General features: G+C 64.0%; 17 protein-coding genes. 13 read left to right on the top strand and 4 right to left on the bottom strand.

Annotated elements, in window-relative coordinates; all coding sequences use genetic code 11:
- Window positions 1–46: 46 nt before the first annotated feature.
- From AMK00_RS27265 to AMK00_RS27250, 4 genes are all read right to left on the bottom strand, one after another.
- Window positions 47–1,900 carry an ABC transporter ATP-binding protein gene (locus AMK00_RS27265; protein WP_064812374.1) on the bottom strand — a complete coding sequence of 618 codons (1,854 nt, stop codon included), beginning with the start codon at window positions 1,898–1,900 and terminating at the stop codon, window positions 47–49.
- A gap of 229 nt (window positions 1,901–2,129) precedes the next feature.
- Window positions 2,130–3,077 carry an IS110 family transposase gene (locus AMK00_RS27260; RefSeq protein WP_064812373.1) on the bottom strand — a complete coding sequence of 316 codons (948 nt, stop codon included), beginning with the start codon at window positions 3,075–3,077 and terminating at the stop codon, window positions 2,130–2,132.
- 216 nt (window positions 3,078–3,293) lie between these two features.
- Window positions 3,294–3,614 carry a hypothetical protein gene (locus AMK00_RS27255; RefSeq protein WP_064807299.1) on the bottom strand — a complete coding sequence of 107 codons (321 nt, stop codon included), beginning with the start codon at window positions 3,612–3,614 and terminating at the stop codon, window positions 3,294–3,296.
- A gap of 114 nt (window positions 3,615–3,728) precedes the next feature.
- Window positions 3,729–4,433 (bottom strand): transcriptional regulator NanR, encoded by a 705-nt coding sequence (locus AMK00_RS27250; protein WP_011428354.1) that lies wholly within the window; start codon window positions 4,431–4,433, stop codon window positions 3,729–3,731.
- A 140-nt stretch (window positions 4,434–4,573) separates the two neighbouring features.
- Here AMK00_RS27250 and oiaX point away from each other — a divergent pair, with 140 nt between their 5' ends.
- The 13 genes from oiaX (at window position 4,574) to dhaL (ending at window position 18,326) form a co-directional block, all read left to right on the top strand.
- Window positions 4,574–5,869, top strand: coding sequence for a 3-oxo-isoapionate-4-phosphate decarboxylase OiaX (oiaX, locus tag AMK00_RS27245; protein ID WP_189637653.1), 1,296 nt, complete (start codon window positions 4,574–4,576; stop codon window positions 5,867–5,869).
- 5 nt (window positions 5,870–5,874) lie between these two features.
- Window positions 5,875–7,209, top strand: coding sequence for a four-carbon acid sugar kinase family protein (locus AMK00_RS27240; RefSeq protein WP_064813158.1), 1,335 nt, complete (start codon window positions 5,875–5,877; stop codon window positions 7,207–7,209).
- 1 nt (window position 7,210) lies between these two features.
- On the top strand, window positions 7,211–8,014 hold the full coding sequence (locus AMK00_RS27235) for a triose-phosphate isomerase (RefSeq protein ID WP_064812372.1): 804 nt from the start codon (window positions 7,211–7,213) through the stop codon (window positions 8,012–8,014).
- On the top strand, window positions 8,011–8,457 hold the full coding sequence (gene derI / locus AMK00_RS27230) for a D-erythrulose-4-phosphate isomerase (protein ID WP_004678734.1): 447 nt from the start codon (window positions 8,011–8,013) through the stop codon (window positions 8,455–8,457). Before AMK00_RS27235 ends, derI begins: the two co-directional genes overlap by 4 nt.
- Window positions 8,458–8,535: 78 nt before the next feature.
- Complete coding sequence (locus AMK00_RS27225) at window positions 8,536–9,363, top strand: phosphogluconate dehydrogenase C-terminal domain-containing protein (RefSeq protein ID WP_064812371.1); 828 nt, start codon at window positions 8,536–8,538, stop codon at window positions 9,361–9,363.
- Window positions 9,364–9,458: 95 nt separating this feature from the next.
- Entirely contained in the window at window positions 9,459–10,400 is a 942-nt protein-coding gene (locus AMK00_RS27220) for a D-ribose ABC transporter substrate-binding protein (protein ID WP_004678737.1), read from the top strand.
- Between the two features lie 73 nt (window positions 10,401–10,473).
- A complete protein-coding gene (locus AMK00_RS27215) occupies window positions 10,474–11,118 on the top strand; it encodes a DUF2291 family protein (protein ID WP_064807291.1) in 645 nt (214 codons plus the stop codon).
- The gene (locus tag AMK00_RS27210; RefSeq protein ID WP_064812370.1) at window positions 11,115–12,665 is read left to right on the top strand and encodes a sugar ABC transporter ATP-binding protein; all 1,551 of its coding nucleotides are present in this window, start codon (window positions 11,115–11,117) and stop codon (window positions 12,663–12,665) included. The genes AMK00_RS27215 and AMK00_RS27210 overlap by 4 nt, the downstream gene beginning before the upstream one ends.
- Entirely contained in the window at window positions 12,662–13,723 is a 1,062-nt protein-coding gene (locus AMK00_RS27205; RefSeq protein ID WP_064812369.1) for an ABC transporter permease, read from the top strand. Before AMK00_RS27210 ends, AMK00_RS27205 begins: the two co-directional genes overlap by 4 nt.
- A 1-nt stretch (window position 13,724) precedes the next feature.
- Complete coding sequence (locus AMK00_RS27200) at window positions 13,725–14,759, top strand: Gfo/Idh/MocA family protein (RefSeq protein WP_064812368.1); 1,035 nt, start codon at window positions 13,725–13,727, stop codon at window positions 14,757–14,759.
- Window positions 14,756–16,600, top strand: a complete 1,845-nt coding sequence (gene apnL / locus AMK00_RS27195; RefSeq protein WP_064812367.1) for a D-apionate lactonase — start codon at window positions 14,756–14,758, stop codon at window positions 16,598–16,600. The genes AMK00_RS27200 and apnL overlap by 4 nt, the downstream gene beginning before the upstream one ends.
- A gap of 55 nt (window positions 16,601–16,655) precedes the next feature.
- Window positions 16,656–17,660 (top strand): dihydroxyacetone kinase subunit DhaK, encoded by a 1,005-nt coding sequence (locus AMK00_RS27190; protein ID WP_064812366.1) that lies wholly within the window; start codon window positions 16,656–16,658, stop codon window positions 17,658–17,660.
- A gap of 3 nt (window positions 17,661–17,663) precedes the next feature.
- On the top strand, window positions 17,664–18,326 hold the full coding sequence (gene dhaL, locus AMK00_RS27185) for a dihydroxyacetone kinase subunit DhaL (protein ID WP_064812365.1): 663 nt from the start codon (window positions 17,664–17,666) through the stop codon (window positions 18,324–18,326).
- Window positions 18,327–18,459: the final 133 nt, after the last annotated feature.

Below are 18,459 nucleotides of genomic sequence, written 5' to 3'. Positions count from 1 at the left end.
TCAATCCCTTTCCGATGAGTCAAGCGATGACAGTTCCCTGCCCCGCTCAATCGATCTCTTCAGGGATGAAGCCGCCGGTCTGGCGCCTCCAGAGCCGGGCAAACAGCCCATCCCGTTCGACCAGTTCTTCCGGCCGGCCTTCTTCCACGATGCGTCCGTGATCGAGCACGACGATCCTGTCCATCTTGGCGATCGTCGAGAGGCGGTGGGCGATGGCGATCACCGTCTTTCCCTCCATGACGAGGTTCAGCCTTTCCTGGATGGCGGCTTCGGATTCGCTGTCGAGCGCGGAGGTCGCCTCGTCGAGGACCAGGATCGGCGCGTCCTTCAACAGCACGCGGGCGATCGCGACACGCTGGCGCTGGCCGCCTGACAGTTTGATGCCGCGATCGCCGACGAAGGCCGCGTAACCCTTTCGACCTTCGCTGTCTGTGAGATCGGCGATGAAGGCATCGGCGCTTGCCATCTTCGTCACCTTTTCGATCTCTTCCTGCGTCGCCACCGGCCGGCCGTAGCGGATATTGTCGCCGACCGAACGGTGCAGCAGCGCGACATCCTGGGCGATGACGCCGATCGCGCGGCGAAGGCTTGCCTGCGTCACCGCGCGGATATCCTGCCCGTCGATCAGGATTGCGCCCTCCTTGATGTCGTAGAAGCGCAGGAGCAGGTTTGCGAGCGTCGTCTTGCCGGCGCCGGAGAGGCCGACCAGACCTACCTTCTCGCCGGGCTGCACCGTCAGCGACAGGTTGTCGATGATTGCTTTGCCGGACTTGTAGGCGAAACGCACCTTTTCGAAACGGATCTCGCCCTGTTGCACCGTGAGTTCGGCCGCATCCGGCCGGTCGGTGATGGTGGGCGGCGTCGTCATGACGGGCATGGCGTCCTTGATCGTGCCGATCGCCTGGAAGATCTGCTGGCCCATTTGCATGAAGACGAAGATCTGCGTCGACAGCCGATTGAGGATATAGACTGCGCCGACGAATTCTCCGACCGTGAGGAAGCCTTTGACGAGGCCGGAAAATCCGATCGCCAGCATGGTCAGCCACAACAGCGTATTGAGGATGACGACGGTCACTTCCGACGAGCGGTAGATGCGCTGCTCGGCGTGCTGCGTCTGCACGGCCTTTCCGATGATGCGGCGGATCGCGCCTGCTTCGCTGTCTTCAGCCGCGAACTGCTTGATCATCTGCATGTTGGTGTAGAGATCGGTGATGGCGCCGGCGACCAGGCTGCGCTGCTTGGCGGTGCGGCGCGAGCGCTCGACGAAGATCGGCACGATCCTCGCGGTGAAGGCGACGTTGAGCACGATCCAGACGACGACGGGCAAAGCAAGCTGCCAGGCGAGTGCGCTGAGCAAAATCACCGAGCCCATCAGTTGCATCAGGAAGCGCGGAATGGACTGGAAGCCGGCGAGAATTTGCTGCTGGACGGCGGAGGAGACCTGCTGCAGCCGCGAGGAAACCTGGCCGGCATAGAGATCATGGAAAAAGGCAAGATCCTGCCGCTCCACCGCCTTGTGCCCCTGCCACTGAATGGCGGCCGGCATGGCGATGCCCAATGTATGCGAGTTCAGCGTATTGAGCACGAAGGATACGATCGGCATCACCGGAAAGATAAGAAAGCCGAGAACGCTCAGCAGCAGCCATTCGCTGCGCAGGAAGACGGCAGCACCCTGCTGCGTCACGCCGTCGACGATGACCGAAAGCCCCCAGACGATCGTCAGGTTGATCACCTCGAACACCATGGAGCAAAGCGCCAGTGCAATCAGCACGCCGCGAAACATCGAGATGAAATGCAACAGCACCGTCACCGGCCCCTTCGACGGCAGCGGCCGATAAGGAATGTCGAGCGGCCGGATCAGGGTCTCGAAGGGACGATAGATCGCATCTGAAATCGACATGGGCCGCTCGGTCAAATGTTGGAATAAGGGCGAGGGACTCAAGGCTACGCAGGCGGAGGATAGGATCATCTTGCGGCTGCAATCTCAACTAGAATTTTGGTGAATGTTTGGGAGCGGGAGGCTGTATAAAGGTGGGGCTGAAATCGAGGGTGCCCGAACCCCCTGGGAAAAAGGTCGGCTCCTTACATCATCCTAAACGCCGATGCGGCAGAGGCTCCTTCCGGGCACCTCAGCAACCGTGTTGTTGGGGTTCGCTCCATGGGGTTCGTCTTTTGATAATCGTGTTGATCATGACGATGAATTTCCGCATGGCAGCGACGAGGGCGACCTTGGGTGGTTTGCCGGCATCGCGCAGTCTTTTGTGGAAGGCCTTGATGGTCGGGCTGCAACGGATGGCCGAGAGCGTTGCCATGTAGAGAGCGCATCGGACGGTGGCGCGGCCGCCGGCGATGTGGCGCTGGCCACGCCAGGTGCCGCTGTCGTGGGCGACCGGGGCGACGCCGACGAGGGCTGCGAGCTTCTTGTCGTCGATGGCGCCGAGTTCGGGCAGCTCGGCGATGAGCACGGCGGCGCCGACCTCGCCGATGCCTGGCACGGTCAGCAGCAGGTCGCGGCGTGCGGCCATGTCGGGCTCGGCCTCGATGGCAAGCGCGATGGCGGCATCGACGCGGGCGAGCTGGCTCTTGAGGGCGGCGAGGGTCTCGCCAATCAGCGCGGCGACGGCTTGCGGGGCATGTTCGAGGCGGTTCTTCTCGGCGACCGCCATGTCGATGAGCTGCCGGCGGCGGGCGACGAGGGCAGCAAGCGCGATGCGGCCGTCGTCGATATGGGGGATCTGTGCCGGCCGCATCGCTCTGGCGAAGTGGAGAATGACGCGGGCGTCGACCTGATCGGTCTTGGCCAGCCGCCCGCTGGCCCTGGCGAAATCGCGCACCTGGCGGGGATTGACGACGGCGATGGGAATACCGGCGGCCATCAGCGCCCTGACGATCGCCATCTCGTAACCGCCGGTGGCCTCGACGACGACCAGCTCGGCGCCGGCTATCGCCGTCGCCAGCGCGGTCCGGCCCGGCGCGTCGTTGTCAAAGCGGCCAACGGCGCTTTTGCCCTCGACGGCCACGTCGAAATGGGCTTTCGAGACATCGATGCCGACCATGAAAGCTTGCGGGATACGCATGGGTGCTCCTCCTTGCAACGCGGGCTCAAGGCCCAATCAACCGTTCGAGCGAAGACATGGCGACGGAGATGCTCGCTGAGGCACGAGTTCAAAACCCAGGGATGACACGCATCCCCGTCGCGCAACCCCACTATACAGCAACGGCAACGTACAAGGATGAGGCTCTCCCGAAGCCGAACCCCGCCGAAGCGGGGTTCCTGGTGCGTGGCAAGCCGGTCAGTTGTTATGCGCTGCGCAGGCTTCGTCCATCGGCGTGGCGTTGCTCGTGCCGCCCTGCGTCTGGAGATTGGCGGAGTTATTGACCGGATTCGGGCACTTGGTCTTGTCCATCTTCATCGTACCGCTGGTGGTTGAGCCGGTCGTGGTGGTATCAGTGGCCATCGGCTTCTTGGCTTTCATGTCGCCGCTCGCACCGCCGCCCTGATCGGCCTGGTTCTTGTCGATCGTGGCGCCGGCCGGGGCCGGGTTGGACTGGGCGAAAGCGGATGTCGCCATGCCGAGCGCGAAGAGCGAAGCTGCTACGAGTTTCATACGCATCCTGAGATCCTCCTTGGGATGTTGCGTGATTAGCTCATCCACAACCTCGTCAGGACATCATTGTTCCGCAGCTGCTGACGACAAATTACGCCGCTGATCACCGTCTGGTGCGGGCTACTTGGTATAAAGCGCCCGCGACCTTTCGAGATGCTTCAGGAGCGCCATCTCCGAGCCGTCGACATCGTTGGCCTCGAGGCGGTCGACGATTTCGTCGTGTTCGGCAAGCGTGAACTTTTCTTTGCCGGTCCAGATCAGCATTTCGGTGTGATATTCCTTCAGCCAGGCGAGCATCGCCTCGCTGACGGCGACATAGATCGGGTTGCCTGAAATCTGGGCGATGCGGGTGTGGAATTCCATATCGGCGTCGATGAACTCTTCGGCCCGCCCGAGCGAGGCGCGCTGGCGCTCGATGATATCCCTGAGGTCGCTGATGTCGGTTGCCGACGCGCGCTGAGCGGCCTCGCGGGCCATGCCGCGCTCGAAGAAGATGCGGGCGCTCTTCAGATGTTCGAGCGAGTCGGCCGATTGCGACAGCATGATCTTGGCGGTGAGATCGACCTGGCGGAAGATCGATTTTGCCGTCAGCCGCAGCACCTTCGCGCGCTCGCCGTGCGAGATGCTGACGAGACCCTTGTTGGCGAGCGATTGCATCGCTTCTCGGATCGCCGGCCGGCCGACGCCGAAGCGCTCCATCAGCACCCGCTCGGAGGGCATCTCATCGCCGGGCTGAAGCTCGCCTGAGGTGATCATCCGCTCGAGTCGATCAAACACTTCGTCGGAGAGTTTCCGGCGGACGATTTGTTCGATGGGTTGGGTCATGAGATCTCGCTGGCTCAAAATGCTTCCTCCTAACAGTTTTCCGCGCCGAGAACAAAGCTCGCGGCTGAAAATTCGCGCCGCCGAAGATTCCGCTTTTCAACAGTTGGAATACTCATTATACCAGATCACGAGTTGACGCCATGACAATCTCCATGGCGAGAGGAGCAGCCGGCCGTTTCATGATGATAACCCTGACCTACCGCATCGAAACGCCCGGCAGCGTCGAGACGATGGCGGACAAGATCGCCAGCGACCAGTCGACCGGAACCTTCGTGCCGGTTCCCGGCGAGACGGAAGAGCTGAAATCACGCGTCGCCGCCCGGGTTTTGGCGATCCGCCCGCTCGAGGATGCGCGCCATCCGACCTGGCCCGAGGCCGCGCCCGGCACGCTGCTTCACCGCGCCGATGTCGACATCGCCTTCCCGCTGGAGGCGATCGGCACCGATCTCTCCGCCCTGATGACCATCGCGATCGGCGGCGTCTATTCGATCAAGGGCATGACCGGCATCCGCATCGTCGACATGAAGCTGCCCGAAGCTTTCCGGAGCGCCCATCCCGGGCCGCAGTTCGGCATAGCGGGCAGCCGCCGCCTCACCGGCGTCGAAGGCCGACCGATCATCGGCACGATCGTCAAGCCGGCGCTGGGGCTGAGGCCGCACGAGACGGCGGAACTCGTCGGCGAACTGATCGAGTCGGGCGTCGACTTCATCAAGGACGACGAGAAGCTGATGAGCCCGGCCTATTCTCCGCTCAAGGAGCGCGTCGCCGCGATCATGCCGCGCATTCTCGATCACGAGCAGAAGACCGGCAAGAAGGTCATGTATGCCTTCGGCATCTCGCATGCCGATCCTGACGAGATGATGCGCAACCACGATATCGTCGCTGCGGCCGGCGGCAATTGCGCCGTCGTCAACATCAATTCGATCGGCTTTGGCGGCATGAGCTTCCTGCGCAAGCGCTCCAGCCTGGTGCTGCATGCGCATCGCAACGGCTGGGATGTGCTGACGCGCGATCCGGGCGCCGGCATGGATTTTAAGGTTTATCAGCAGTTCTGGCGGCTGCTCGGCGTCGACCAGTTCCAGATCAACGGCATCCGGGTCAAATATTGGGAGCCGGACGAGAGCTTCGTCTCTTCCTTCAAGGCCGTGAGCACGCCGCTCTTCGATGCCGCCGATTGCCCGCTTCCAGTCGCGGGCTCCGGCCAGTGGGGCGGGCAGGCGCCGGAGACCTACGAGCGCACCGGCCGCACCGTCGATCTTCTCTATCTCTGCGGCGGCGGCATCGTCAGCCATCCCGGCGCACCTGCGGCCGGCGTGCGCGCCGTGCAGCAGGCCTGGCAGGCGGCGGTTGCCGACATTCCGCTGGAGGTCTATGCCAAGGATCATCCGGAGCTTGCCGCCTCGATTGCCAAATTCGGCGACGGCAAGGGCGCGTGACGGCGATGGATGGAGTTCTCGTCAGCTATTACGGGGATGATTTCACCGGCTCCACCGATGTCATGGAGGCGCTCGCCTCGAACGGCGTCGAGACCGTGCTGTTCCTCGACATTCCCAGGCCGGAGCTGCTTGCCCGTTTCAGCCATTGCCGCGCGATCGGCATTGCCGGAACCAGCCGCAGCGAGACGCCGGCATGGATGGAGGAGCACCTGGCGCCGGCTTTCGACTGGCTGAAATCGCTCGGCGCCGCCATCTGTCATTACAAGGTCTGCTCGACCTTCGATTCCAGCCCCGGCATCGGCAATATCGGCAAGGCGATCGAGATCGGCCGCACGCGTTTCGGGCAATCCATCGTGCCCGTCATCGTCGGCGCGCCGCAATTGAAGCGCTACACGGCTTTCGGCAATCTCTTCGCCGCCTATCAGGGCCGCGTCTTCCGCATCGACCGCCATCCGGTGATGAGCCGCCATCCCGTCACGCCGATGGATGAGGCGGATCTTGCGCTGCACCTGTCGAAGCAGACCTCGCTTCCCGTGCTGCTTGCCGATCTCGTCGCGATCACCGCGGCCGATGCCGACCGGCGGATCGACGAGCTGGCGTCGCATCCGGACGGCATTCTGCTTCTCGACGTCGATTCCGAGGCGACACAGGCGGCAGCCGGCCGCCAGATGCTGCGTGTCGCCAACCGCTCGGGAAGCTTCGTCGCAGGGTCTTCGGGCGTGGAATATGCCCTGCTCAGTGCCTGGCGGCAGGCCGGCGTAATTGGTCAAAGCAGCGCCGAATTCTCCGATATCGGCCCCGTCGAGCGCCTCGCGGTCGTCTCCGGCAGCGTCTCGCCGACGACCAAGCGCCAGATCCGCACGGCCGTCGAAAACGGTTTCGAGAGCATCGCGCTCGATCCGCTCGCGCTGGTCTCGAATGGCGAGGCTGCAGCAGATGCGGCGGTGCAGGCCGGCATCCGGACGCTCAAGCAAGGCCGGAGCGTCATCCTCTACACGGCGCTCGGCCCATCCGCTGACCGCGGCGCCGATATCGACCGGCTTCCCGGCGCCCGCCACCGGTTGGGCGGCGCCCTCGGCACGATCCTGCGCCGGCTGATCGAGCAGGAAGCACTGCCGCGCGCGGTCGTCGCCGGCGGCGATACGTCGAGTCACGCGCTGCGGCAATTGAAGATCGACGCGCTGACGACACTGCTGCCGCTGCCCCAGACGCCGGGCTCGCCGCTCTGCCTCGCGCATGGCGACTATGCGCCGACCAACGGCCTGCAGATCGCGCTGAAAGGTGGGCAAGTCGGCACGGACGGCTATTTCGCGCAGATCCGTGACGGAAGGAAGAACTGAGATGGTCGTCTGGGTCGGCACCAGCTTCAAGATGAACAAGACGCTTGAGGAAGCGCTCGCCTTCGCGCGCCGCCTCGCCGATGCGGATCTTGAACGCGATCCCCGCGTACAGCGCTTCCTCATCCCCTCCTTCACGGCGGTGCGCGAGGTCAAGCGCGTGCTTTCCGAGACCTCGGTGAAGGTCGGCGCCCAGAACATGCATTGGGAGGATGCCGGCGCCTGGACCGGCGAAGTTTCGCCCCTGATGCTGAAGGATTGCCGGCTCGATCTCGTCGAGCTCGGCCACTCCGAACGGCGCGAACATTTCGGCGAGACCGACGAGACCGTCGGCCTCAAGGTTGCCGCCGCGATCCGCCACGGCCTGACGCCGCTGGTCTGCATCGGTGAGACCCTGCAGGAGCGTAACGAAGGCCGGGCCGATGCCGTGTTGCGGCGGCAGGTCGAGGCTGCCCTGAGGGGCGTCGACACCGAGGCCGGCGAGGCTCCGATCCTGCTTGCCTACGAGCCGGTCTGGGCGATCGGCGTCAACGGCATTCCGGCGACGGCCGATTATGCCTCCGAGCGGCACGGCAAGATCGCCGAGGTGGCGAAATCCATTCTCGGCCGCCCGGTGCCTGTTCTCTACGGCGGCAGCGTCAATCCCGGCAATTGCGAGGAGCTGATCGGCGAGCCCCATATCGACGGCCTGTTCATCGGCCGCTCCGCCTGGTCCGTCGAAGGCTATCTCGACATTCTCGCCCGCGTCAGCGCGGCGATCGACCGCTCATCTCCACGCCAGACGGCGAGTGAAAGGAAACTGCCATGAAGATCGCAATTGGCGCCGACAGCGCCGGCAAACCGCTCCTGGATGTCATTGCCGCCCATCTCGCCGGCAAGGCGGATCTCGAAGTGCACGATCTCAGCCAATCCGGCTTCTATGCCGATCTCTCCCAGCGCCTGGCGCAGACGATCGTCGACGGCGAGCATGAGCGCGGCATCCTGTTCTGCGGCACCGGCATCGGCGTGTGCATCTCCGCCAACAAGGTGCCGGGCATTCGCGCCGCCCTCACCCACGACACCTATTCGGCCGAACGCGCGGTGAAATCGAACAACGCCCAAATCATCACCATGGGCGCGCGCGTCATCGGGCCGGAACTGGCGAAATCGATCGTCGACGTCTGGCTCGCCTCCGAATTCGATCCCGATGGCCCGTCGGCCGGCAACGTGCAGGCGATCGACCGGCTCGATGCGGAAAAACATGGGGCCTAAGCGCCTAAGTAATGATATGGTGATTGACTCATCATACCAGTATATGATCCTATCCAGAACTGAAAAGGTGAGGAAAACATGACCAAGATTGCTCTCTTCGGCGCCGGCGGCAAAATGGGATACCGGCTTGCCAAAAATCTCAAAGGCTCGCGCTTCGAAGTGCGCCATGTCGAGGTGAGCGATGCCGGCAAGGCCCGCCTGAAGAACGATCTTGGCCTCGATTGCGTGCCTATCGATGCCGCGCTCGACGGCGCCGACGTCGTCATCCTCGCCGTGCCGGATACGGCGATCGGCAAGGTCGCGGCCGGCATCGTCGACAAGCTCGCGCCCGGCACCATGGTGGTGGCGCTCGATGCTGCGGCGCCCTTCGCCGGCCATCTGCCGAAGCGCGACGACCTCACCTATTTTGTCACCCATCCCTGCCATCCGCCGATCTTCAACGACGAGACGGATATGCAGGCCAAGAAGGACCATTTCGGCGGCCTTTTCGCCAAACAGCACATCGTCTCGGCGCTGATGCAGGGTCCCGAAAGCGCCTATGCACTCGGCGAGGAAATCGCCAAGGTCATCTGGGCGCCGGTCATGCGTTCGCACCGGGTCACGGTCGATCAGCTCGCCATGCTCGAACCCGGCCTTTCCGAAACCGTCTGCGCCTCGCTGCTCGTCATCATGCGCCAGGCCATGGACGAATGCGTCGCCCGCGGTGTGCCGGCCGAAGCGGCCCGCGATTTCCTGCTCGGCCATATGAACGTGCTCGGCGCGGTCATCTTCAAGGAAGTCGACGGCGTCTTCTCGGATGCCTGCAACAAGGCGATCGAGTTCGGCATCCCGGCGCTGATGCGCGACGACTGGAAGAAAGTTTTCGAACCGCAGGAGATCGCCGAAAGCATCCGGCGCATCACCTGAACCGGCCCGGGGGAGGCAAGCCCTCCCCCTGCTACCGCTCCGGGGAGACGGAGCACCGCTCCGAACGGGGCGTCATTCACAACAGGGAGGAAAGAATGAAACTGACACGTAGACTGACACTCGCAGCCTTCGCCAGCGCGCTGGCGCTCGGAACGGCCATGCCGGCCTTCGCGGCCGATCTCATCGCCATCATCACCCCGGCGCATGACAATCCGTTCTTCAAGGCCGAAGCCGTCGGCGCCGAAGCCAAGGCGAAGGAGCTCGGCTATGAGACGCTCGTCATGACCCATGACGACGACGCCAACAAGCAGTCGGAAATGATCGATACGGCGATCGGGCGCGGCGCCAAGGCGATCATCCTCGACAATGCGGGCGCGGACGCTTCCGTCGCCGCCGTCAAGAAGGCCAAGGATGCCGGCATCCCGTCCTTCCTGATCGACCGCGAAATCAACGCCACCGGCGTCGCCGTCGCCCAGATCGTCTCGAACAACTATCAGGGCGCGCAGCTCGGGGCGCAGGAATTCGTCAAGCTGATGGGCGAGAAGGGCAACTATGTCGAGCTGGTCGGCAAGGAATCCGATACCAATGCTGGCATCCGCTCGCAGGGCTATCACGACGTCATCGACGATTATCCCGAGCTGAAGTCGGTCGCCAAGCAATCGGCCAACTGGAGCCAGACGGAGGCCTATTCGAAGATGGAGACCATCCTTCAGGCCAATCCCGATATCAAGGGCGTCATTTCCGGTAATGACACGATGGCGATGGGCGCGATCGCAGCGCTGCAGGCCGCCGGCCGCAAGGATGTGATCGTCGTCGGCTTCGACGGTTCCAACGACGTGCGCGACTCCATCAAGTCGGGCGGCATCAAGGCGACCGTGCTGCAGCCCGCCTATGCGCAGGCGCAGCTCGCGGTGGAGCAGGCCGACGCCTACATCAAGAACAAGACGACGCCGAAGGAAGAGAAGCAGCTGATGGACTGCGTTCTCATCAATGCCGACAATGCCGGCAAGCTCGAAACCTTCGCCCTGACGAACTGATCAGCCCCAATTGCGGAGGGTGCGATGTTGCGCCCTCGGCAATGCATTTTGCGAGACCCCGAGGTTCACCCGCATGTTGAGAATGAAGGGCGCATTGCTGGCTGCCGTCGTGGCGGCGGCCTTGCCCGGTTGCAAGATCATCAAGACGCCGACCGCGGAGGAGAAGGCGGCGGCAGCGGCCAAGACCGCTTTCGATCCGAATGCCAAGGTCGAGGCGATCTGGCAGCCTCAGGTCGTGCCCTATTTCGAAAAGCGCGCCGGCGAGCTGAAGGACGTCATGCAACTCGTTTCCACGAGCCCGGATGCCGCGGGCGAAAAATACGGCAATCCGCGCAAGCAGAGCAGCTCGCCCTGGACCTATGCGGTGAAGATCACCGGCACGGTCGTCGCGGCCGACACCGCCTCGCGCGCGGCGACGCTCGACGTCGATGCCGATGGCGACGGCAAGGCCGATGCGAAGGTGCAGATCGGCCCGGCGCTGCGCGGCACCGCGCTGCGCGACACGCTCGATTTCGTCAATTTCAACGAGTTCAAGAACCAGATCGAATGGGCCCAGTTCGGCAAGGCGTTCAACGAGAAGGCCAATGCCGCCTTCCTCTCCGCCGTCCCGCGCGATGGTCTCACCGGCAAGACCGTGACGGTGATCGGCGCCTTCCCGCTGCCGAGAAGCGGCGAGCTGCCGCTCGTCACACCTTCGGAACTGAAGGTGGGATCATGACGGCGACAGACGCACATCAGGACGATATCATCCTCCGTCTCGACGACGTGTCGAAGGTCTATTCCGGGATCGTCGCCGTCAAGCGCGCCGATCTGGAGCTGCGCCGCGGCGCGGTGAATGTTCTCGTCGGCGAAAACGGCGCCGGCAAATCGACGCTGATGAAGATCATCGCCGGCGTCGAGCGCCCGACGCTCGGCCGCATCATCCTGGACGGTAAGCCCGTCTCCTTCGACAGTCCGGCCGACGCGCAGGCGAACGGCATCGGCATGATCTTCCAGGAGCTCAATCTCTTCGCCAACATGTCGGTTGCCGAAAACATCTTCACCCGGCGCGAGATCACCCGCGGCCTGCTCGGCATCGACCACAAGGCGCAGGTCGAGAAGGCCAATGAATTCCTGCGGCGCCTCGATGCCGGCATCGAGGCCGACACGATGGTCGAGGATCTGCCGATCGGCCAGCAGCAGCTGGTCGAGATCGCCAAGGCGATGTCGCTTAATGCCCGCATCCTGATCATGGACGAGCCGACCTCGGCGCTGTCGGCGCCCGAGGTCGAGATCCTGTTCAAGGTGATCGCCGAGCTGAAGGCGCAGGGCGTGGCGATCGTCTATATCTCGCACCGGCTGGAAGAGCTGATGCGGATCGGCGATTACATCACCGTGCTGCGCGACGGCCAGATCACCGGCCATGCCATGGTGCGCGACATCGACACGCGCTGGATCGTGCGCTCGATGATCGGCTCGGACGCCAAGGATTTCGCCAAATCCGTCACCCATTCGGTCGGCGAGGAAGTCTTCCGCGCCGAAAACATCAGCCTTCCCCGGCCGACCGGCGGGCTTGCGGTCAACGACGTTTCCCTGTCGGTCAAGGCAGGTGAGATCCTCGGCATTTACGGCCTGATGGGCGCTGGGCGCAGCGAATTCTTCGAATGCGTGATCGGGCGCCACACGCATTCGACCGGCAAGATCTTCATCGACGGCAGGCAAGTGCGCGCCCGCGACACCACGCGGCGCATCCGCCGCGGCCTGGCGCTGATCCCGGAAGACCGGCAGCGCGAGGGGCTGGTGCAGGTGCTCTCCATCGCCTCCAATCTGACGCTCGCAAGCCTTTCCCGCTTCACCCGGCTTTTTCATATCGACAGCGGCGCGGAGAAGAACGCCATTCAGGAGGCGATCCGCGATCTCTCCATCAAGGCGCCGAACCCGGATTTCGAGGTCACCTCCATGTCCGGCGGCAACCAGCAGAAGGTCGTCATCGGTAAGGCGCTGATGACCAATCCGAAGGTGCTGCTGATGGACGAGCCGAGCCGCGGCATCGATGTCGGCGCCAAGGCCGACGTCTTCCGCACCATGCGGCGGCTGGCGGCAAACGGGCTCGCCATTCTGTTTTCGACCTCCGACCTCGAAGAGGTCATGGCGCTATCCGATCGCATCGCGGTCTTGAGCAACGGCCAGCTCGTCGCCGTCTTCGACAGGGACGAAGCGACGGAAGACGCCATTATCGCGGCTTCGGCCAAGGGACACGGACATCAAGGGAAACTCGCGTCATGATGGCGGCTACCTCAACTCTTGCGCCGAAGGGCGCCAACGGCTCTGCGCTTCTGACGCTGATGAAGCTCAGGACGTTCATCGCGCTTTTCGCCGTCATCATCTTCTTTGCGATCTTCGCGCCGAACTTCACCTCGACGGCGAACATGATCCTGATGTCGAAGCATGTGGCGCTGAACGCATTCCTGGCGATGGGCATGACCTTCGTCATCATCACCGGCGGTATCGACCTTTCGGTCGGCTCGATCGTCGGGCTCTGCGGCATGGTCGCCGGCGGGCTGATCCTCTACGGCATCGAGCTGCCGATCGGCTACACGATCTACTTCAACCTTTTCGAGATCGTGCTGATGACGCTGTCGATCGGCCTTGTCATCGGCCTCATCAACGGTCTGCTGATCACCAAGCTCAACGTCGCGCCCTTCATCGCCACGCTCGGCACGCTCTACATCGCCCGCGGCCTGGCGCTGCTGTCGTCTGATGGGCAGACCTTTCCAAACCTCGTCGGCCGGCCGGAATATGCCACCACCGGCTTCGACTTCTTCGGCGCGGGCCGCATTCTCGGCCTGCCGGTGTCGATCTGGATCCTGATCGTGCTGGCGCTCGCGGCTGCCTATGTCGCGCGTTCGACGCCGATCGGCCGCCACATCTTCGCCGTCGGCGGCAATGAGCGGGCGGCGCGCATGTCCGGCATCCGCGTCGATGTCGTGAAAATCTTCGTCTACATGTTCTCCGGGCTTTGTGCGGCGATCGTCGGCGTCGTCATCTCCTCCGAGCTGATGGCCGCCCATCCGGCGACCGGCGAAAGCTTCGAGCTCAATGCGATCGCCGCAGCGGTGCTCGGCGGCACCTCGATGTCGGGCGGGCGCGGCACGATCGGCGGCACGATCATCGGCGCCTTCGTCATCGGCATCCTTTCCGACGGGCTTGTCATGATGGGCGTTTCCTCCTTCTGGCAGATGGTCATCAAGGGCCTCGTCATCATCATCGCCGTGGTCGTCGACCAGGCGCAGCGCCGCCTGCAGCAGCGCGTCACCCTGATGCAGATGGCGAAGGCAGGTTGACATGACCGGATTGAAAGGCGCGTTGATCGGCTGCGGCTTCTTTGCGATCAACCAGATGCATGGCTGGAACGATGTCGAAGGTGCGGAGATCGTCGCCATCTGCGACCGTGATCCCGAGCGGCTGAAGCTCGTCGGTGATCAGTTCGGCATCGAGCGGCGCTACAGCAATGCCGAGGCGATGTTTGCCGATGGCGGCTTCGATTTCGTCGATATTGCCACGACGGTTCAGAGCCACCGTGCGCTGGTAGAAATGGCGGCCCGAAACAAGGTGCCGGCCATTTGCCAGAAGCCTTTCGCTAAGACGCTTTCGGATGCCAAGGCGATGGTCGAGGCCTGCCGGGCCGCCGGCGTAGCGCTGATGGTGCATGAGAATTTCCGTTGGCAGACGCCGATCCAGGCGGTGCGCAAGGCGCTCGATGCCGGCGCCATCGGCACGCCCTTCTGGGGCCGCTTCTCCTTCCGCTCGGGCTACGACGTCTTTTCCGGCCAGCCCTATCTCGCCGAAGGCGAGCGCTTCATCATCGAAGATCTCGGCATCCATACGCTCGATATCGCCCGCTATATCCTTGGCGACGTCAGCTCGCTGACGGCCCGCACGAAGCGGGTCAACCCCAGGATCAAGGGTGAGGATGTCGCGACCATCCTGCTCGATCATGAGAACGGCGCGACATCCGTCGTCGACGTCAGCTACGCCACGAAGCTGTCGAAGGAGCCCTTCCCCGAGACACTGATCGAGCTCGACGGCTCCGAAGGCACGATCCGGCTGACCCAGGGCTACGGCCTCGAGATCACCAACGGCAAGGGCACGACCGTCATGGATGTCTCGCCGAAGCTGCTGTCCTGGGCCTCGCGGCCCTGGCACAACATCCAGGAGAGCGTCTTTGCGATAGAGCAGCATTGGGTCGAGCAGCTCAAGCGCGGCGCGGAGCACTCGACCTCGGGCGCCGACAATCTGAAGACCTTCGCCCTTGTCGAGGCCGCCTATGACAGCGCCGCGCGCGGCCAGACGATCGATGTCCGGGCTCTGCTGCGATGACCGCCGATGCGTTCCAGCTTTACGGCACCCGCACTGCGGAAAGGCCGCCGGTCCGCCTGACGGCGGGAAAGCTGACGGCCGATCTCGCCGACGGCAATCTCCGCACGATCCGTTACGACGGTGTCGAGGTGCTGCGGGCGATTTCCTACCTCGTCCGCGACCGGGACTGGGGCACCTACAGCCCTGACATCACCGACCTCAGGATCGAGCAAGGCGAGCATCGTTTCGAGGTCGCCTATCTCGCCCGCTGCGAGGGGCCGGATGCGACGACGCTCTCCATAGAGGTCCGCATCACCGGATATCGCGACCGGCTCGATTTCGAGGCCGAAGCCATCTCGGGGACCGGCTTCGAAACCAATCGCTGCGGCTTCTGCATCCTGCATCCGATCGTCGGCGTGGCCGGTTCGCCGGCGGCGGTCGAGCATGTCGACGGCCAGATCGCGGCGACGCGTTTTCCCAATGTCATCGAGCCGTGGCAACCCTTCAAGGATATGCGCGCCATCACCCATCAGATCATGCCAGGCGTTACCGCGGAATGCCGGATGGAGGGCGACACGTTCGAGATGGAGGATCAGCGGAACTGGTCGGACGCCTCCTACAAGACATATGTCAGGCCGCTCGCTTTGCCCTGGCCTTACCAGATACCGGCGAACCAGCCTGTCCGGCAGAAGACGTCGCTGATCATCCGGGATATCAGCCGCTCCGTTGCGTCGTCAGCCGCGACGCAGAGCAGCGTCATAAGGCTCGAGCTCGGTACGCGAACCGGCACCATGCCCGATATCGGCGTGATCGTGACCCCCGATGAGGCCGAGGCGACACTGGCGGCCGGATCCCCCCTGGCGGAGATCGCGCCTCGCGAGCTGCTCTTCCATTTCGATCCCGACGCCGGGCATGGCCCCGACGCATTGAAAAACTTCGCCGCGATCGCGGCTCTCCATCACGGCCGCTCGACGCTGGAGATCGCGCTTCCCTGCAAATCGTCGCCGGCAGGCGAGGCGGCCGAGATCGCGCGGCAGATGCAGATCGCAGGCCTTCGTCCGGATGCGATCCTGATCTCGCCTTCCGTCGACCGGCAATCGACGCCACCCGGCAGCAAATGGCCGGACTGCCCTCCCCTCGAAGAGGTCTATGCCGCGGCCCGCGCCGCCTTCCCCGGCATTCGCATCGGCGGCGGCATGCTGAGCTATTTCACCGAGCTCAATCGCAAGCCCGTGCCGGCAGGCGAGATTGATTTCGTCAGCCATTGCACCAACCCGATCGTGCATGCGGCCGACGATCTCAGCGTCATGCAGACATTGGAGGCGCTGCCCTTCATCACGCGCTCCGTGCGCGCGATCTACGGCGACAAGCCGTATCGCATCGGCCCGTCGACGATCCCGATGCGGCAGAACCCCTATGGCAGCCGCACGATGGACAATCCGGCCGGCGGGCGCATTCCGATGGCCAACCGCGACCCCCGCCACAATGGCCGCTTCGCCGAGGCCTTCGCGCTCGGCTATGCGATCCGGGTGCTGGAGGCCGGTCTCGAATGCCTGACGCTTTCGGCGCTGACCGGTCCTTTCGGCCTGATCGCCGGTCCCGATGAACCGGCCGAGCAAGGCGGAAGGCGGCCACTCTTCAACACGGTGCGGACCTTGTCGGCCTTGGCGGGTGCGTCCTGGCAGGAATGCCTCTCGTCTTCGCCCTCCGAAGTGCTGTCTTTCCTGGCGCGGGACGCCGCTGGCGCCAGGCTCTACGTGGTCAATCTCACAGGCGAAGAGCAAAGGGTGGATGGCGGCGCACTGGCTAAAGAGCTGCGGCTCGCGCCCTTCGCGACGGCCGCCTTGCCGCTGGCGGATTGACCTCTGGCCCGCCCGCCGCATCTATGCAGTCGGAGCTCGTTCTGGGAGGATCGGCGTGAAGACGAAGAAGCTTATCAATGCAGGCGCGGATGCCGTCGATGAGATGCTGCAAGGGGTTCTCGCGGCGCATCCTGAGCACCTCTACGCCGTGGACAGCATGCCGCGCGCCATCATTGCCAGAAACGGCCCGCGCAAGGGCAAGGTCGGGCTGGTGATCGGCGGCGGCTCCGGGCACGAGCCGACCTTCCTCGGCTATGTCGGCAAGGGGCTTGCCGATGCCGCCGCGATCGGCAATGTCTTCGCCTCGCCGCCGCCCGATCCGATTATGGCCTGCGCCATGGCCGTCGACGGCGGCGTCGGCGTGCTCTTCATGTACGGCAATTATGCCGGCGACGTCATGAACTTCGATATGGCCGCAGAAATGCTGGCGCTCGACAACATCGCGGTGCGCACCGTTCTGACCACTGACGATGTCGCCTCCGCCCCAGCCGACCAGAGGGAGAAGCGGCGCGGCGTGGCCGGCAATGTCTTCATCTTCAAGGCCGCCGGCGCTGCCTGCGATCTTCTCTATTCCTTCGATGAGGCCGAGCGCGCCGCCCGCCATGCCAATGCGCGCACCTATACGATGGGCGTGGCGCTCTCGCCCTGCTCGCTGCCCCAGACCTTGAAGCCGAACTTCCAGATCGGCGAGGAGGAGATGGAGATCGGCATGGGCATCCATGGCGAGCCCGGCGTGGCGCGCGGGCCGCTGAAGCCGGCCGATGCGGTGACCGACGAGCTGATGGACAATCTTCTCCAGGAGATGAAGGCCGAGCGCGGCGACCGCGTCGCCGTACTCGTCAATTCGCTCGGCTCGACGCCAATGATGGAGCTCTATATCATGATGCGGCGCGTCAAGGCGCGGCTCGACGGGGCCGGGCTTGTCATGCACACATCGCTCGTCGGCAATTACTGCACCTCGCTCGAAATGGCCGGCGCCTCCATCACGCTCATGCATCTCGACGACGAGCTTCAGCGGCTGATCGACCATCCCTGCGATTGCGCCATGTTCAGGAGGTGATCGATTGTGATCACGACCAAAGACCTGCAGCATCTCTTTGCCCTGATCGCCGCCGATATCGCGGCGCATCGCGACCATCTCTGCGAGCTGGACGGGGCGATCGGCGACGGCGATCACGGCCTTGCCATGGATGCCGGCTGTGAGGCCTCGGTCAAGGCGGTCGCAGCACTCGACCCCGCGCAGGCTACGCCGGCGGCCGCTTTCAACACGGCGGCAAAGGCATTCCTGAACGCGGTCGGCGCATCATCGGGCCCGCTCTATGCGACGGCCTTCATGCGCGCCGGCGCCGCGGTCAAGGACAGGCCGGACTTGAGCGACGAGGAATTCCTGCGCGCTTTCGCGGCGATGGCTGCGGGCATTCAAGAGCGCGGTAAGGCCGAGCCCGGCGAAAAGACCATGGTCGATGCCTGGAAGCCCGCGGCCGATGCGGCGCTCGATGCCTGGGCATCGGGAGCCTCCCTTCTCGAATGTTTCGACCTGGCCGAGCGGGCGGCGCGCCAGGGATGCGAAGCGACCCGGGATATGACGGCCGCCAAGGGGCGGGCATCGCGGCTGGGGGAGCGGGTGATCGGCCATATCGATCCCGGCGCGGCATCGGCTGCGATTATCATCGCGTCGATCGCAAAATTCGTGGAGCAACATGATAGTTGTCGCATTGATATGTAATGATTACCGGCAAAAAGGGCCCGCTTGCCGGGACAGCCTGTGGCAGCGATCACACCATGGGGCTACCACCCGTCTCGCACCGATCTGTTCAAGCCTCTGCGTGTTGCGGGCCGCCAGGCGCGGGCGTATGATC

The organism is Rhizobium sp. N621 (genome assembly GCF_001664325.1).
GTDB classification, from domain to species: Bacteria; Pseudomonadota; Alphaproteobacteria; order Rhizobiales; family Rhizobiaceae; genus Rhizobium; species Rhizobium esperanzae.
This window is presented reverse-complemented; position numbering and strand designations above follow the sequence as displayed.

Bases quoted from the DNA above. Each gene is read 5' to 3' on its own strand.
- AMK00_RS27265 (WP_064812374.1), bottom strand. From the start codon at position 1,900: ATGTCGATTTCAGATGCGATCTATCGTCCCTTCGAGACCCTGATCCGG.
- AMK00_RS27205 (WP_064812369.1), top strand. From the start codon at position 12,662: ATGATGGCGGCTACCTCAACTCTTGCGCCGAAGGGCGCCAACGGCTCT.
- AMK00_RS27215 (WP_064807291.1), top strand. From the start codon at position 10,474: ATGTTGAGAATGAAGGGCGCATTGCTGGCTGCCGTCGTGGCGGCGGCC.
- AMK00_RS27210 (WP_064812370.1), top strand. From the start codon at position 11,115: ATGACGGCGACAGACGCACATCAGGACGATATCATCCTCCGTCTCGAC.
- AMK00_RS27235 (WP_064812372.1), top strand. From the start codon at position 7,211: ATGGTCGTCTGGGTCGGCACCAGCTTCAAGATGAACAAGACGCTTGAG.
- AMK00_RS27240 (WP_064813158.1), top strand. From the start codon at position 5,875: ATGGATGGAGTTCTCGTCAGCTATTACGGGGATGATTTCACCGGCTCC.
- AMK00_RS27260 (WP_064812373.1), bottom strand. From the start codon at position 3,077: ATGCGTATCCCGCAAGCTTTCATGGTCGGCATCGATGTCTCGAAAGCC.
- AMK00_RS27220 (WP_004678737.1), top strand. From the start codon at position 9,459: ATGAAACTGACACGTAGACTGACACTCGCAGCCTTCGCCAGCGCGCTG.
- AMK00_RS27225 (WP_064812371.1), top strand. From the start codon at position 8,536: ATGACCAAGATTGCTCTCTTCGGCGCCGGCGGCAAAATGGGATACCGG.
- AMK00_RS27250 (WP_011428354.1), bottom strand. From the start codon at position 4,433: ATGACCCAACCCATCGAACAAATCGTCCGCCGGAAACTCTCCGACGAA.
- AMK00_RS27255 (WP_064807299.1), bottom strand. From the start codon at position 3,614: ATGCGTATGAAACTCGTAGCAGCTTCGCTCTTCGCGCTCGGCATGGCG.
- AMK00_RS27200 (WP_064812368.1), top strand. From the start codon at position 13,725: ATGACCGGATTGAAAGGCGCGTTGATCGGCTGCGGCTTCTTTGCGATC.
- oiaX (WP_189637653.1), top strand. From the start codon at position 4,574: ATGACAATCTCCATGGCGAGAGGAGCAGCCGGCCGTTTCATGATGATA.
- derI (WP_004678734.1), top strand. From the start codon at position 8,011: ATGAAGATCGCAATTGGCGCCGACAGCGCCGGCAAACCGCTCCTGGAT.
- apnL (WP_064812367.1), top strand. From the start codon at position 14,756: ATGACCGCCGATGCGTTCCAGCTTTACGGCACCCGCACTGCGGAAAGG.